11 protein-coding genes are annotated in these 14970 nt (G+C 70.2%); 3 read left to right on the top strand and 8 right to left on the bottom strand.

All coding sequences use genetic code 11. The features are described from left to right. Positions 1 to 73 precede the first annotated feature (73 nt). The 3 genes from IEZ21_RS11665 to IEZ21_RS11655 all read right to left on the bottom strand — a co-directional run bounded on the left by IEZ21_RS11665 (position 74) and on the right by IEZ21_RS11655 (position 5034). Positions 74 to 1486 carry a family 2B encapsulin nanocompartment shell protein gene (locus IEZ21_RS11665; RefSeq protein WP_189321781.1) on the bottom strand — a complete coding sequence of 471 codons (1413 nt, stop codon included), beginning with the start codon at positions 1484 to 1486 and terminating at the stop codon, positions 74 to 76. Positions 1487 to 1858: 372 nt separating this feature from the next. Then, entirely contained in the window at positions 1859 to 4162 is a 2304-nt protein-coding gene (locus tag IEZ21_RS11660) for a family 2 encapsulin nanocompartment cargo protein terpene cyclase (protein ID WP_189321780.1), read from the bottom strand. Between the two features lie 98 nt (positions 4163 to 4260). Next, the gene (locus tag IEZ21_RS11655; protein ID WP_189321779.1) at positions 4261 to 5034 is read right to left on the bottom strand and encodes a bestrophin-like domain; all 774 of its coding nucleotides are present in this window, start codon (positions 5032 to 5034) and stop codon (positions 4261 to 4263) included. Between the two features lie 1574 nt (positions 5035 to 6608). On the opposite strand from IEZ21_RS11655, the gene IEZ21_RS11650 reads away from it, so the two are divergent. Further along, positions 6609 to 7061 (top strand): hypothetical protein, encoded by a 453-nt coding sequence (locus IEZ21_RS11650; protein ID WP_189321778.1) that lies wholly within the window; start codon positions 6609 to 6611, stop codon positions 7059 to 7061. A 229-nt stretch (positions 7062 to 7290) separates the two neighbouring features. Here IEZ21_RS11650 and IEZ21_RS11645 read toward each other — a convergent pair whose 3' ends face one another. From IEZ21_RS11645 to IEZ21_RS11625, 5 genes are all read right to left on the bottom strand, one after another. Further along, on the bottom strand, positions 7291 to 7521 hold the full coding sequence (locus tag IEZ21_RS11645; RefSeq protein ID WP_189321862.1) for a hypothetical protein: 231 nt from the start codon (positions 7519 to 7521) through the stop codon (positions 7291 to 7293). An 18-nt stretch (positions 7522 to 7539) separates the two neighbouring features. Beyond that, entirely contained in the window at positions 7540 to 8730 is a 1191-nt protein-coding gene (locus IEZ21_RS11640; protein WP_189321777.1) for a DUF5685 family protein, read from the bottom strand. Between the two features lie 115 nt (positions 8731 to 8845). After that, positions 8846 to 10447: a hydantoinase/oxoprolinase N-terminal domain-containing protein gene (locus tag IEZ21_RS11635; protein ID WP_189321776.1), complete on the bottom strand. Its 1602-nt coding sequence runs from the start codon at positions 10445 to 10447 to the stop codon at positions 8846 to 8848. Next, positions 10444 to 11538, bottom strand: coding sequence for an S-methyl thiohydantoin desulfurase family protein (locus tag IEZ21_RS11630; protein ID WP_213089284.1), 1095 nt, complete (start codon positions 11536 to 11538; stop codon positions 10444 to 10446). Before IEZ21_RS11630 ends, IEZ21_RS11635 begins: the two co-directional genes overlap by 4 nt. Further along, positions 11531 to 12907, bottom strand: a complete 1377-nt coding sequence (locus tag IEZ21_RS11625; protein ID WP_213089283.1) for a purine-cytosine permease family protein — start codon at positions 12905 to 12907, stop codon at positions 11531 to 11533. Before IEZ21_RS11625 ends, IEZ21_RS11630 begins: the two co-directional genes overlap by 8 nt. A gap of 268 nt (positions 12908 to 13175) precedes the next feature. Between IEZ21_RS11625 and IEZ21_RS11620 the strand changes: the two genes are divergently transcribed. Continuing rightward, on the top strand, positions 13176 to 13817 hold the full coding sequence (locus IEZ21_RS11620; protein WP_189321775.1) for a TetR/AcrR family transcriptional regulator: 642 nt from the start codon (positions 13176 to 13178) through the stop codon (positions 13815 to 13817). A gap of 257 nt (positions 13818 to 14074) precedes the next feature. Then, entirely contained in the window at positions 14075 to 14902 is an 828-nt protein-coding gene (locus IEZ21_RS11615) for an intradiol ring-cleavage dioxygenase (RefSeq protein ID WP_189321774.1), read from the top strand. Positions 14903 to 14970: the final 68 nt, after the last annotated feature.

Below are 14970 nucleotides of genomic sequence, written 5' to 3'. Positions count from 1 at the left end.
TGCCGGACAGCCCTTGGACGATCCGCGATCGTCCAAGGGCTGTCCGGCCCAGCTCCGGGTCTCGGCACCTGTGTCAGCGCCAGTGGCCGATTTCGACGTTCTCCAGGACGCCGAGGGCGTCCGGCACCAGGACTGCCGCCGAATAGTAGGCCGTGACCAGGTACGAGATGATCGCCTGCTCGCTGATGCCCATAAAGCGAACGGACAGGCTCGGCTCGATCTCGTCCGGGATGCCGCTCTGCCTGAGCCCGATGACGCCCGCTTCCGACTCGCCCGTACGCATGCAGATGATCGATGTCGTACGGGCGTCGGAGATCGGGATCTTGTTGCAGGGGAAGATCGGCACACCGCGCCAGGCGGGCACCTGGTGGCCGTGCATGTCCACCGTGTCCGGGTAGAGACCCCGCTTGCTGCATTCCCGTCCGAACGCGGCGATCGCCCTGGGGTGGGCGAGGAACAGCTTGGATCCGCGGCGCCTGCTGAGCAGTTCGTCCATGTCGTCGGGGCTGGGAACGCCGTTGTGTGGCTGCAGACGCTGGTCGTACTCGCAGTTGTGAAGCAGACCGAACTCGCGGTTGTTGACGAGTTCGTGCTCCTGGCGTTCTTTGAGCGCCTCCACGGTGAGCCGCAACTGCTGCTCTGTCTGGTTCATCGGCTGGTTGTAGAGGTCGGCGACCCTGCTGTGGATCCGCAGCACTGTCTGCGCGACGCTCAGTTCGTACTCGCGCGGGGCCGACTCGTAGTCCACGAATGTGTGCGGTAGTAGGGCTTCTCCGACGTGGCCGGCCGACAGGTCGATCGCGGCCTCCCCGTATTTGTTGGTGCGCTGCTCGGGAACGGACCGCACCTGCTCCAGGTGCGCGTGGAGCGATACGGAACGGTCCGCCAGTGTCAGGACATCCTGCCGAGTGAGGGCGAGAACGGTGCAATGGGTCAGGGCACGTGCCGTGAACTCCCAGATGCCGTCGGAGGCGGTGAGGCATTGGTCGCCGAAGTAGGCGCCGTCGGCCAGTACTCCGAGTACCGCGTCATCTCCGTAGGGCCCTGAGCCCACCTTCTCGACCTTGCCGTGCGCCAGCAGGAACACCGTGTCCGCCTGGCTGCCGAAGGAGGCGAGGACCGCCCCGGGCTCGTACTCCTGCTGCCGGCAGCGCCGCGCCAGTTCGCCGAGCACCTCGAGGTCGCCGTAGTCCCGCAGAACCGGAAGTTCCCCCAGCTCGGCCGGGATCACTTCCACCTGGTCCCCCGTCTTCACGAAGGTCACGCGCCCGTCCCCGACCGCATAGTTCAGCCGGCGGTTCACCCGGTAGGTTCCACCTTCCACCTGGACCCAGGGCAGCATCCGCAGCAGCCACCTGGAGGTGATCTCCTGCATCTGCGGGACGGACTTGGTGGTGGTGGCCAGGTTGCGCGCGGCCGACGTCGCCAGGCTCTGCTGGCGACGGTCTTGCTCCGTGCGGTTCTCGCTACCCGCCTCGACCGACATGTATTTCCCCCAAGCGTTTGTGATGGAGAATCAGTTTTTCGGCTCGCTGAAAAAGCGTGACATTTGAAACCGGCGTCTTGCCATAACTCAAACGAGTGGGAATGAACTGCCACCGAACGGGCACCACCGAGGATTCCCCAGAGGGGCGCTTCCGCTTTGACGGGCTCTTTTTGGCATGAAATGGCACCCCCAATGGCGAAAGCGGAATTCACGCAGTGCGGCCGAGCCACGGGAGTGGCTCGATTGCGGATCGCAATTCGGCGGATTTGAGAGTACGACGCGGATTTGAGAGTACGACAAGGCCGAGTGCGTCGACGGCGCGGACGGGGCAACCGCCCGGTGAGACCGTCACGCACCTGCTGCAGGGGCACCTCAGGCGCGGCCCCGTCCGCGGGACGGCGACGTGCCGACGGCAGGAGTGCGGAAACGTGCGGAGGCCGGGATGCGAGCCGCTGATGTACCGAGACCGGTGGGACGGGTGGGCAGGCTGGTCCACCTGCCCACCGGGCGGCGCAGCTCGGCTTCCTCGTATCGATGGCACTGCCGGTGCCAGATGAGGATTCCGGCGAGCCAGTGCTTGAGTTCCTGTGCGTACCCGGTGAGCGTGGCCCGTGTGTCGGAGTCGAGATCCAGCTGGTCGAACATCTCCGGAAGCTCGGTGGACACCACGCGTTCGAACTCCCGCATCCGTGAGGTCATCAGATCGGCAACGATGCCGAGCGCTTCGGTGAGGCCGCAGTCGAAGAAGTCCTGGACGACGAGGACGGCGTTGTGGATCTCACCCTCGAACTCGATCTCCTTCTGGTACGAGTACAGGTCGTTGATCAGGGCCGCGTAGTCCGCCGCCGAGTTCTGCATCGCCTGGACGGGACGGCTCCGGTACGCCTCCGGCGGTACCGTGCGCCGGTGGGACAGGCGGCACAGACTCATCGTGAGGTCCGCCCCGAAGGTCTTGCGCCGCATCTCGATGTAGTCGACCGGGTCGGGGATGCGGTTCTCCGCCGCGTTGCACAGTTCCCACACCCAGCTGCCGGTCATGTCCTCGATGGTGCCGCGGAACGCGCGGCGTGCGGCGGTCGTCATCGGGCCGGCCGTACGGGACCACAGGTCCGCGAGCCCGCGTTCCAGCGCGTTCGCCGGGGTGGGAACCGCCGTGGAGTCCACCGGCATGAACGCGGACAGCCGCTCGTTGCACAGCCTGGCGCCGGTGATGTCGGACCGGGGTCCGAACACGGCGGGGTAGTAGTCGTCGGCGTACGTTCCCCAGGTGAGCCAGTGCGACGTCAGGTCCAGCTCTTCGGGGGAGGCGTCCGGATGGATGCCCGCCGAGCACAGGGCGAAGTCGAAGGCCCGCAGCTTGTGTTCGTCCCAGATGCCGGGACCGGGCACGCCGGGCAGCGGCTCCAGCATGCCCACCGTGTGGGCCCAGTCGACGACGTGCTCGCGTGAGTCGTCCAGATGAGGGCTCAGCTGTGTGGTGAACGGCATGTACAGCTCGGGGACGGGGACCGGCCCGACCCGCTGGAACGGCACATGCGCGTGGCTGCGCAGCCGCTTCGGCATCGTTGCCACCACCGAGGCCGTGATGCGGGCCGCGGAGGTGCCCAGACCGGTCGGACCGTGCAGGACACCCGCCAGGCCGCCCGGGACGGCTGATGCGCTCGCCGTGACCGGTGAGCCTGCGGCCGCGCCGTTCATGTAGCGGCTGGAGCGCATGTGCCATTCGTGGCCGCCCGCCTGCCAGTCCTGGAGTCCCTTGACGTAGGCCAGGACGTCGGCGCAGGACTGCGGGGGCAGGCCGTGCTCGGCGAACAGCGGTGCCAGCTCGGTCAGCGCGGTGTGCTCGAACTGCTGCAGCCGAGAGGTGAGCAGCTCGTTGACGGCGTCGGCGGCCTGCTGGGTGTCGCAGCCCAGGAACCGTTCGAAGACCAGCACGCTGTTGGAGAGTTCGCCCTCGTCCTCGATCTCCCGCTGGTAGGAGAACAGGTCGTTCCGCAGGTGCACCGCGTCGGAGAAGGTGTCCCGGAGCACGAGCATGGGACGGCAGGCCGCGATCGGCTCCGGCACCTCGGCGCCCGCGGCGTACTCGACGAGACCCGCGGACCAGGGGGCACCGCCCACCTTGCGCCGCATCTCGATGTACTCCAGCGGATTGGCGACACGGCCGTCGGAGATGTTGCGCAGCTCCCACAGGGATTCCTCGAGCAGGGCTTTCGTGCTCGTCGCGAACCGGCGGCGCCAGTCCTGGGACATGGCCGGCACGGTGCGGGCCCACAGGTCGGCCAGGCCGCGTTCGACCGCGCTTGCCGGCTCCGCGGGCGCACCCCCGGGCTCCATCGGCATGAAGGCCGGCAACCGGTCGAGGTAGGCGCGGGCTCCGGGAAGGTCCTGGCTGCGCTTGAAACGCCGCAGGAAGTCGTCGTCGAAGAAGAACACCCACACGTACCACTCGGTGACCAAGGACAGCTCGGCAGCCGGGGCGTCGGGATGGGTGTACGAGCACAGCAAGGCGTAGTCGTGGGAGTCGAAGTCACGGCTGTCCCAGACCTCCGATCCCTCGATCATCCCCATCCTGCGGGCCCAGGTCTTGGAGTCCTTCCGCACCGTCTCCAGGTGGGGGCTGAGCCGTGCCGGGTACGGCTCGTAGAACACCGGAAGTTTGAAGGGCTGTGACATGGTCTGCCTCTCGTTCCTCTCTGTGGAGGTGCTGTTTTCCGGATGCGTCGCTCTTTCGGACGACGGGCTGTCCGGGACGGCGTCGCCGCCGACGGCGGTCAGGGTGCGGTTGAGTCGACGGCGGGGAAGAGGTCGAGGAAGGGGCCGGCCGCCGTGCCGGCGTCCCGGCTGAAGGGGGAGTCGAATTCCCAGATCAAGAAGAGCAGGAAGGCGATCAGGGCGCTGAACAGGCCGGCGAGCAGCAATTCCGGTGGAGAGGCGCGGATCTGCAGGGTGAAGATCATGCCGATCGTCACCATCGCGCCCACGATGAGGCCGAACCAGACCACACCCGGCATCGCCCCACCCGCGCTGTCGCCCCGGGAACCCCGGGCGTCATCGGCAACGGCGACCTGGTCGACCATCGGCTGGTAGGCCCGGTCTTCCTGGTCGGTCCGCGGTTCGTAGCCGGCAACGTCCTTGCGTACCCGCGAGAACAGTTCGGTTCCCCGGTCGGACAGTTCGCCGTGGTCGGCCATGACCTGCCACTCCTCGTCGACCACGTAGTGCACGTAGGCGTCGATGTCCTTCTTGATGCGGTCCCGTACGACCGCCGGGTAGGCCTGAGCACGCTCGTTGACCTCGTGCAGGGCCTGGGCCTCGGCGCGTACGTTGTCATGCGCGGCACTGCGCGCCTCCCAGCCACCGGCGATGGCGAGTCCGAGCACGATCGCGTAGACAACACCGATCATCATGGTCATGTACTCGATGACGTCGGGGGTCTCGGTGGGATCGTCATCATCACCGATACGCCGGTGCTTGAGCAGGGTGATGGCCAGGACCACCACGCAGGCCGAGGCCATCACCAGGGCCAGGACCAGCCATTGCGACATGGAACCTCCGTAGAGCGGCAGGGTCGGTGGGGCTTGCAGTGGGGGCCTGGTCCGGTCGCTGCGTCTCAACCTGTGGCGGTGGTGAGGGGGCGCGACCCGGGTGGCCGTCTAACGGCCGCGCCCGCCGCCCCGGGACGAGGAACGCGTGCGCAGGGCCGCCGCGGCCAGTACCGCCGGAGCCATGAGCAGCAGGGCCAGGGTCATCAACGGGATTCCGTCGCGTGTCGCTCTGCGCGGCGGAGCCTGGTACGTCCGGTGCGTGACAGGCTTCGGGGTCGGCGCCGCCCGCTCCGGGTGTTTCGGCTTCTGGCTCGGCGTACCGGCCGCCTTCGATGGGTGCGGCCGGGTCGGCACGGGAAGCGCGGCCTGCGGAGCTGTGACCCTCGGTGGGGAGGGCGTGGGGGTCGGGGAAGCAGGGGTGGGTGACGGGGAGGCAGGGGTGGGGACAGGGGCGCTCGGAGGTGAGGGCTCAGGACGCGGAGTAGGTGGGGGCTCAGGACGCGGAGTAGGCGGGGGCGTCGCGGGCGGCGTGGCGGGCGGCCTCTCGCACGGTCGCTTCCACACGAGGCTCAACTGCAGCTGGGGCGCCGTGCGCGCTGTCACGGCCACGTACGAGTGCGGGCAGGCGTCACACCCCACGGTCACGAGGGAGTGGCCGCCCTCGGTGCCAACGACGATCCGACGGCATCCAGGCGCGGGCCCCGCCGTCACTTCGACACGTACACCGTGGGGCGGCGGGCTGTCCGTATCGGCCGTCTCCGCCCGCACCGCACCACTCGTGAGTGCAACCGAGCCCAGCACGACAACGGCGGCGACGCTCACTCGCGTCAGTCCCCTGCGGGCCGGTGTGATCCCCCACTCCGTCATGTCTTCAAGGCTGTGCAGGCAGACCTGCGGGCAATCGGGATACGTCGCGCTTCCCCCGGACGAGGCATGCCACGACCTGGCGTTCGAATGGACAGGAGTCCGGGGATCCCGCAGCAGGCCGGGCCGGCCTGCGCCGACTCGCAGTAGCCGGCTGTCCGCCGGCGCGATCAACTCCGCGGTGGCGTCCGCCCGCACGCCCGCGTGACAGCCGGCCCGTTCTCCTCTTCCGCCGCCTCTCGCGGTCCCTCTGGGAAGGGCCGTGGTGCAGGGCGCGCGCTCGGTGGGCGTTATCGGGTCGGGAGCCAGGTGAGATCCGGCGGGTACGGGTCCGTGTGGACGGCGTACGACGGGGTCTTGCGGCGGGAGGTGGCGGCCAAGGAGGTGGGGGCGGCGTCTCGGACTTCTTCGTGGCCCTGCTGCCCTGGCGCTCTTCGCCCTCGGGCTCTGCGTCCTCGCCGTACAGGCGTGCGCGGCCCTCACGCGGCGGCGCGCCGCGAGCGAGTGCCCCTGTGGCGGTGGTACGTCCGGTCGCTCGCGCCGCCCTCGCCGTGGACCGACGAGGAGCGGGATCAGCGCCGTGCCGCCGCTGAACGGGCCGTGGACGAGGCGCTGTTGACGGTCGACCGGCGGGTGATGGCCGCGTCGCCGGGCAGGGGACGACCGATGTCTGACCAGGAGACACCGCCCGCCGAGACGCCTGCCTGGACGTGCACTTCGACGGGAAGAAGTGGCGGTCGTTCCCGACGCCCGAGTTCCACCGCCCCGAGCCGGATCCGGAGGACGATGCCTCGCTGTACGACGTCGTCACCGTCTCCCGGGACGACGTCTGGGCGTTCGGTGCCCACAGGTACTGGACGGGCGAGGAGGAGCACGAGCCGACGGTCGCCCTGCACTGGGACGGCAAACGCTGGCGGAAGGCCCCGAAGGCCCTCGACACCGAGCTGCGCAAGAACCACGGTCTCGACACGTCGGGGACCCGGGACAGCGCAGGCGGGTTCGTCCTGAACGGCGGCCTCCATCGCACCGCCGACGGCGCATTGCACATGGTCAAGGTGTCGAAGCCGGTCGCCGGCCGCTCCGGGAAGATCACCAAGGCGGATCGGCGCCGGCGCTTCGACGTGAGCGACCTCGATCTCGTGCCCGGCACCCACGAGCTTTGAGCCGCCGGCAACATCAGCGTCGAGCTCAGCGGCGACGCGAACTTCATGCGCGGCGTGGTCGCCTCCTACTCCACGGGCGGCTGACCCCGAGGGTCGGCCGGCCCCGGTGAGCGCGTCGCGGCCGGGCCCCAGGCCCGGGTGCCACCAACCTCATGAGGCGGGTTCGTGAGGTGATGTCCATTTGCCGATGAGGTGGGGGCAGGGCTGCTGGTCGCGGGGCTTCGGGCTGCTACTGCTTCCTGGTGAAGCTGCCGGTGTCGGCCTCGGTGAGGATGTCGGGCTTGGCGAGGCGTTTCAGCTTGGCGCGGGTGCCTTCGATGTTCTTGCGCAGCAGTTCGTGGTCGAGGGCTTCGCTGACGTCACGGGCCCGGAGGGGGCCGGTGGCCTCGTTGAAGACGGCGAGGATGCGGGGGTCAGGTTCGGCGATCGCGACCTCGCCGATCTCGCCGCCGGAGCTCAAGGACTGACCGGGAGCGGCTCAGCAACTGCAGCCGCAGTCGCAGCCGTCGCAGCCGCAGCCGTCGTCGCCGCAACAGTTCCCGCAGCACTCACAGCAGCTGCAGCAGTCACCGCAGCCGCTGCAGTCGGTGTTGGTGCACAGTCCTTCCCGGCGTTCCCGGCTCCACGGGTCGTCGAACCCTCCGCAGCACATCTGGCAGGTACAGGCGAGCCCCATCCACACCGCGCACCCGGCGAGCAGCCCGCGCCGGTCGCGGCGGGGCGGCTCCGGGGGCAGCGGGGCCCACGGGCCGCCGGGCGGGGCGTACGGCCCGCCCGGCATCGCTCCCGTCGGCGCGGATCCGTGCGCGCAGGCGGCGGTGCCGAAGGCCCGGTCCACGGAGGTGCGCAGCTCGTGCACGAGCAGCCGGTGCGCGAGCTTCGGGTCCGTGAAGTCGGCCTCCCGCAGCGCGAGCCGTATCCCGTGCACGGCGTCGTCGGCGAGCCGCCGGGCCTCCGTGAGGGGCGTCCCGGTCGCGGTGAGAGGGTTCCAGGCACCCGACGCGGCGTCAGTCTCCTTGTCCTCCACGGCGTCCAGGAGATGCGCGAGCCGCCCGAAGAGGCGCCCGGCCTCGGCGAGCGGTTCCGCGTTGCCCGGCCGTCCGGCGAGGACCGCGGTGTGGGCGAAGGCGGCGGCGGTCGCGGTCTCGGTCGGTTCGGTGACCGTGAGAAGGGGCGTTCCGAGCCCGGCGAGCGCCTCGATGCCGACCTGCCGGTCCACTGCGTCGACGAGCAGGACGGTGTCGAAGCCGACGTCCGAGCCGGTCCGCTCCCCGGCCCGGCCCCAGCTCGCGGCGACCCGGCGCGCGGCGAGCGCCACCGGTTTGCGGGCCAGCAGCCCGTCCTTGTCGGCGACATGGTCGCGCACCTTGGCGGAGGCGAGCACCAGCGAGACGGCGGCCGCGAGCCGCGCTCCCTCACCGTGTGCGACGGATGCGGTACGCATTCCGCGCAGCGGACACGGTCCCGCCGTGCGCCGCCCGCCGCCGTCCTTCTCGGCCTGAGCCTCCGTCAGAACGGATATCAGCAAGCCGTCGTAGTTCGTGACGACCCTCGCGAACTGTCCGTGGTCCTTGCGCAGCGCGAGGCACAGCCCGCACAAATGCGCCATCCACTGGGTTCTGAGACTCTCTGAGAGCCGGTGACGGCAGGGCCTGACGATTCCGAACACGACGATCCCCCGTGGTACGTACAGCGTTGAACTGCGGTGAGCTGCGGCATCGTACCGATCGCCGCGTTCACCCGTACGCACCCCCCATCACCCATACGCCGTGAAGAATCATATTTCACTCATAGTCAGCAGCCGTTTGAGGAGGCAAGCCCGGATCCGCCAGCCGCCCGACCGCCTTCACGGTGACCCTGATCGACCGGCGTCCGCCGTAGCTGAGAGGCACCTCGCGGATGCGGACGACGGAGACGTCATCGGGGTCCGCGCCCCTCTCGATCGCCCGCTCGACGGCGGTGGCGCGCGCCTCCTGGAGGGCTTCCCGGCGTCCCGAACCGGCCGGGACGACGGTCTCGTGCTCACCGCCGACGAGGGCGATGGCCGCGCCGACCGCGTTGGCGACATCCGCATTGCGGGGCCGTTCGACGGCATGCCCGCCGACCGTGTCGGGGACCAGGCCTGCCGCGCCGCCGACGGCGATGACCGGCTGGTCGCGGCGGCCGTGCGAGACGAGGCTCACGGCATGGGACAACTCGGTGTCGAAGTCCTCCACCGCCGTCTTGAGCCGGGCGGCCGCCCCGCCGTCCCGGCGGTCGGCGATGCGATCGCGGTCCCCGAGGGCGATCCGTCCGGCGAGGACTCCCGCATCGCTGAGCGTGGGCGTGTCGCCGCCGAACACCAGGGCACGCGTGGTGATCGCCCGGTCGACGGAGTCGGGCCCGACGCGGGCGTCGTGGACGACGGTGCCGCCTCCGTACGCGATGGACAGCACATCGGGCATGGACAGGTTCGTCTGTACGCCGCCGATGACGCACCCGGCGGCGCTCTCCCGCGCGAAGCCGTCGACCAGGACACCCAGGTCGGTCGTGGTGCCCCCGACGTCGGCGACGATGGCGTCGCTCCGGCCGGTCAGCAGCGCGGCGCCGCGCAGGGAGTTCGACGGCCCGGAGCCGATGGTGAGCACGGGGAAACGGTCGGCGTGGGCCGCCTCCATGAGCGTGCCGTCGTTCTGCGCGAAGTAGGTGGCGGCGTCGAGGCCGTGGTCGGTGACGACCCGGGAGAGGGCCGCCGTGACCACTGCGATCGCGGGGCCGAGGGCCGCGTTGAGGACCGTCGAGTTCTCTCGTGCCAGCAGGCCCAGGGCGCCCATCTGATGACCCATCGAGACGCGCACTGCAGTGCCGAGTTCGGCCCGTACGAGCTCGGCGACGCGCAGTTCGTGCTCAGGGTGCACAGGGCCGAACACCGAGGTCACGGCGATCGCCTCGGCTCGTCCCGCGACCTCCCCCAGGAAACGCTTGACGGCCTCGATGTCCAGCGGGGCCACCGGGTGCCCGTCGATCAGATGACCGCCGCCGACCCCGGCGACACCGGCCACGACCTTCCCGTACAGGTCGGACGGCCAGGCGGCGAGCGGCGGGACCGCGTCGGCGACCGGTCCGGCGATACGCAGGACGCCGACCCGGGCGAGGCCCTGGCGCTCGGCGACGGCGTTGGTGGCGTGGGTCGTGCCGAGCATGACGGCGCGTACGTCCCGGGACCGCTCCCCCAGTTCCGCCAGGACCGCTTCGAGCGCGGCGCGCATGCCGCCGGTGACGTCGTCCGTGGTCGGCCGCTTGGCGCGGGCGACGAGCCGGTCGCGCGCGTCGAGCGCCACGGCGTCGGTGTTGGTGCCGCCCACGTCGATGCCGATCCGCAGCCGGGACGAGGGGTGGCGGGTCATCGGCGGCCCTCTTCCATCAGCAGGCCGGTCCACTCCACCGGCATGTAGTGATGCTCGTACCCGAAGGCCGCCGGGCCCGCGACCTCCAGGCCGCGCGGGGTGCGCCACAGCGGGTCGCACGGCCAGGCGAGCACCGTGACCCGCTGGCCGAAGCGCAGGGATTCCGTGGCGATCGGGATGCCCGTCTGCGTGTCGCACACCGTGATCAGGTCGGGAACGCTCGCGAGGACCGCGCCGCCCTCCCACGCCACCAGGTTCTCGTTCTGCAGCTCGATGCGCAGGTGCCGCCCGTGGTCGGCGCCACGCCCGGAGACGGTCACGCTCCCGCGGACGAAGCCCTCGTCGGTGTCCCGGTCCACGTCCTCGAGCACGCCGGTCACAAGGCTCCGGGCGCCGAGGGCGGCGACCAGGGCGTCCATGGGCTCATCGGCGGTTCGCAGCACCCGGCCCACCTCCAGGGCCCGGGACACCGACCCGTGGACCACCGCGTCCCGGTCGGCGGGCGTCAGCAAGTGGTCGGCCATGAGCGCCGACGAGCCCGAGGCGACGCACAGAGCCCGCCCCCAGCGCTCGGCCCACACCGCGTCGACCGGCCGTAGCGAGGCCGTGTTGCCGAGCGCGTCGACGAGGACGACGACCTCGGGTTTCAGGCCCGCTACGTGCATGGACACCATCTGCAGCTCGGGAAAGGCGCGTCCCATCCCGTCCGCGTCCAGCAGGGGCAGCCCGAGCCGGGCCGCCCAGCCGACCGGTGCCACGCCGTTCGCGCCGCCGATCTCCGCGGCCATCACGGCGACGACACGCCGCCCGGTCAGCCGCTCGACCTCGGCCCGGGCCGCCTCCGCCTCCCGGCCGCTGCCCGGCATCTCCAGGGCGACGGTGGGCGCGCCGATCATCGACAGCGGGAGGATCAGTCCGTCCGTCGGCAGATCGGTCATCGGTACGAGGGGGACGTCACCGTACGTCTTCAGGGCCACGGAAGCGGCCAACAGCTCACCGGAGACGTCGCCGCCGCCACCGGTGCCGTAGACGGCGCAGCCGAGCGCCAGGTCGTCGAGGTCGTCGGCGGTCAGGACCATCGGCTCAGCCATGGCCGGCCTCCTGAGGACGGGCGGACCGCTCGCTCCAGCGCCACAGCGCCGCGTACACCGCCACGGTGAGCTCGGGCCCGACCAGGAAGCTCACGTCACCGCCCGCCAGGGCGTCGGACAGCGGCCCCTGGTAGTCGGTGGTGTTCACGCACAGCGCGGCACCGGCGGCACCCACGACGAGCGCGGCCACGCCCGCGACGTTGAACCCGCCGCGGTACCAGAAGCGGCTCGTCCGCGACTCGTCGTGCAGTGCCACGCCGTCGTAGCGGTTGCGGCGCAGCACGATGTCGGCGACGTACAGCGCCATGGAGGGGGCGAGCACGGCCACGGTCACTTCGAGGATGCGGCTGAGCGTGTCGGTGAAGTCATGGACGAACAGGGCGTACGAGGCGATCGCCATGCTGAGCGCGGCGTCGAGGAACACCGAGCGGGCCCGGCTCACGCGCAGCCCCATCGACTGCAGGCACAGGCCGGAGGAGTAGGCGGTGAGGATGTTGTTCGTGATCGAGCTGAACACGATGACGAACAGGAACACCGGATAGAACCAGCCGGGCACGATCTCCGCGAGGTTGCCCTGCGGATCGCCCATGTCGATGCGGGTGCCGGCGAGGACACCGAGGACGCCGAGGACCACAGCGGGCAGGAAAGCGCCAAGGGCCGTGTGGGCGAGAACCCGGGGCAGCGACACCGTGCGGGGCAGATAGCGCGCGTAGTCGGCGCCGTTGGCCCAGGACAGCGGCACGGAGGCGATGATCGCGACGCCGATCGAGAGCGTGGCCCACAGGTCCGCGCCGTGCAGTGGGGCCTCCGGTACGTAGCCGGTGTCGGCCTCCCGCAGCACGAACACCGCGAGCAGCACCATCACGGTGGCGAGCACGGCGGTGAAGTACGGGCTGAGCCGCACGATCGTCGCATGGCCGAAGATGCTGACGGCGAAGGTCACCGCGGCGGTGACGAGCAGCACGATCACCTTGACCGGACCGGAGACGGTCAGCCCGGCGTGGTCGGCCAGCGCGAATCCGGCGAGCGCCCCGAGCGCGAGGTTGACGGCTTCGTACGCGATCGCGACGAGCCAGCCGATGCCCGCGCTGAAGGGCCGGTTTCCGCGCACGCCGTACATCGCGCGGGTGACGACGACGCTCGGAGTGCCGGACGGCGGACCGCTGATGGCGAGGGTGCCCACGCCGACCCAGTACAGGTTGCCCACGACGAGTACCAGCACGGACTGCCAGAGGGTCAGTCCGAGCAGCAGGACGACACCGCCGAGGACGAAGTAGAGGTACGTGATGTTCGCGGCGAACCACACCCAGAACAGCTCGCGCGGACGTCCGTGGCGCTCGGCGTCGGGGATGTGGTCGATGCCGCGCACTTCGACGCGGCCGGGCCGCCCGGCCCGCCGGAGCCGTCCGCGCCGGGCGGGCCCGCCGCCGGCGCGGGTGTCAGTACCGGCTGAGGGTCCATGAGTGCCACCGCCCAGAAGTTGTTGGCCACAATGCTATTGGCCATGCGGCCAACAGAAACGGACGGCAGGAGTCGACCACGGGCGGCGCGAATGGGTCAAGAACTATTGGCCTGGAAGCCAATAAAAGTAACGTGGAGTTTGCACGGGCCGTACCGGCTGACGTAGGAAGACCCCCATGAGCGCACCGCAGCCCACCGCCAGGAGCCGGCGTCTGCCCCCCGCCGAGCGGCGACAGGAGATCATCGAGGCAGCCGCAGCGGTCGCACTGGAGGAGGGACTCGCGGCGGTCACGTACCGCAGTGTCGCCGCCCGGCTCGGCTGTGCGCCCGGCCTGGTCCACCACTACTTCGACGCCGTGGAGGCGCTGGAGGCGGAGGCGTTCACCCACGCCGTCAGCACCGACTTCGAGCGCACGTTCCAGGAGGTCGAGGAGCTCGGCGACGCGGTGCAGGGACTGCGTCACATGCTGCGCGTCTGGGTCTCGGAGAGCCCGGAACCGCACAAGACGGTATGGCTCGACGCCTGGTACATGGCGGCCCGAAAGCCGAGGGTCCACGCGGCCGTGGACCACGCCATGCGCATCACCCACAGCCGCCTGGTCGAGGTCCTGGACCGGGGCGTACGCGAGGAACGCTTCGCCTCGCACGACCCGGACGCCCTGGCCTGGCAGCTGCTCACAGCCCTGGACGGCGTCATCGTCCACTCCTCGATCGGCGTGAACCAGGGCATCGTGGACGTCCGCCGCACCATCGCCCACTTCACCGAAACCGCGCTGGGCCTCGAACGGGACGCTTTGGCCTCGGCGTTCGACGACTGAGCACGCCCTCGGGACCGGACAGCCGGCGCGCTGCGCCCGCAGGACCGGTGGCCTGTCCGGGAGAGCGCTCCACGGCGGGCCCCAGACGCTGCAGGACGTCGAGCGCCCGGATGCCCAACACACCGATCCGTACGAACCACGTCCGCGAGACGGGATCGAATCCACACGCACAGCTGGCTCGTGGACGCTTCACAGGCAGCGGCCTTACTGTCACGCACAACCAGCGGATGGCACAGACGAACCAAAGGCGAGCCCTCATGAGCGAAGAACTCCACGACCACGACAGAGGTCTCTCCTACGACCTCCCCACGCTTCACCGCCGCAAAATGATCCGGCTGCTGGCCGGCGTGAGTCTGGTCCCGGTGGTGGGCTGCAGCAGTGAGGAGCCGGAGACCGCCGGCTCCTCACCCTCCTCGGCCTCGTCCTCCGCGGCCTCCTCGGGGACATCCGAGGCGAGTTGCGAGACCATCCCGGATGAGACGGCCGGGCCGTACCCCGGCGACGGGTCCAACGGCGTCAACGTCCTCAAGGAAAGCGGCGTCGTCCGCTCGGACATCACCTCCAGCTTCGGCTCCGCGAGCGGCACCGCCGAGGGTGTGGCGCTGACCATCACCCTCACCGTCACCGAGGCCGCCTCCGGCTGCGGTACGCCGAAAGAAGGCGCGGCCGTCTACCTCTGGCAGTGCGACCGGGACGGCAACTACTCGTTGTACTCCGAGGGCGTCACCGAGGAGAACTACCTGCGCGGCGTACAGGAGACCGACTCCAAGGGCCAGGTCACGTTCACCAGCGTCTTCCCGGGCTGCTATCCGGGCCGCTGGCCGCACATCCACTTCGAGGTGTACGGCAGCCTGGACGACGCGACCAACGCCACATCCATCACGGCGACTTCACAGCTCGCCTTTCCTAAGGACGTCTGCGACACGGTGTACGCGAGCGACGGCTACGACCAGAGTGTGCAGAACCTGGGCCGGCTCTCCCTGGAGAGCGACATGATCTTCAGCGACGGCTACGAGCAGCAGATGGCCGCGGTCGAAGGCAGCGTCGACAAGGGCTACACAGCCACGCTCACGGTGCCGGTCTGACCGCCACCGCGTGAGCCGAGCCCTCGACGTCACCCGGCGTCGCAGGTCGGATGTGCCCCGCATCGCCC

Source organism: Streptomyces flaveus (genome assembly GCF_014647675.1).
GTDB classification, from domain to species: domain Bacteria; phylum Actinomycetota; class Actinomycetes; order Streptomycetales; family Streptomycetaceae; genus Streptomyces; species Streptomyces flaveus.
This window is presented reverse-complemented; position numbering and strand designations above follow the sequence as displayed.

Bases quoted from the DNA above. Each gene is read 5' to 3' on its own strand.
- IEZ21_RS11665 (WP_189321781.1), bottom strand. From the start codon at position 1,486: ATGTCGGTCGAGGCGGGTAGCGAGAACCGCACGGAGCAAGACCGTCGC.
- IEZ21_RS11660 (WP_189321780.1), bottom strand. From the start codon at position 4,162: ATGTCACAGCCCTTCAAACTTCCGGTGTTCTACGAGCCGTACCCGGCA.
- IEZ21_RS11655 (WP_189321779.1), bottom strand. From the start codon at position 5,034: ATGTCGCAATGGCTGGTCCTGGCCCTGGTGATGGCCTCGGCCTGCGTG.
- IEZ21_RS11635 (WP_189321776.1), bottom strand. From the start codon at position 10,447: ATGACCCGCCACCCCTCGTCCCGGCTGCGGATCGGCATCGACGTGGGC.
- IEZ21_RS11630 (WP_213089284.1), bottom strand. From the start codon at position 11,538: ATGGCTGAGCCGATGGTCCTGACCGCCGACGACCTCGACGACCTGGCG.
- IEZ21_RS11620 (WP_189321775.1), top strand. From the start codon at position 13,176: ATGAGCGCACCGCAGCCCACCGCCAGGAGCCGGCGTCTGCCCCCCGCC.
- IEZ21_RS11615 (WP_189321774.1), top strand. From the start codon at position 14,075: ATGAGCGAAGAACTCCACGACCACGACAGAGGTCTCTCCTACGACCTC.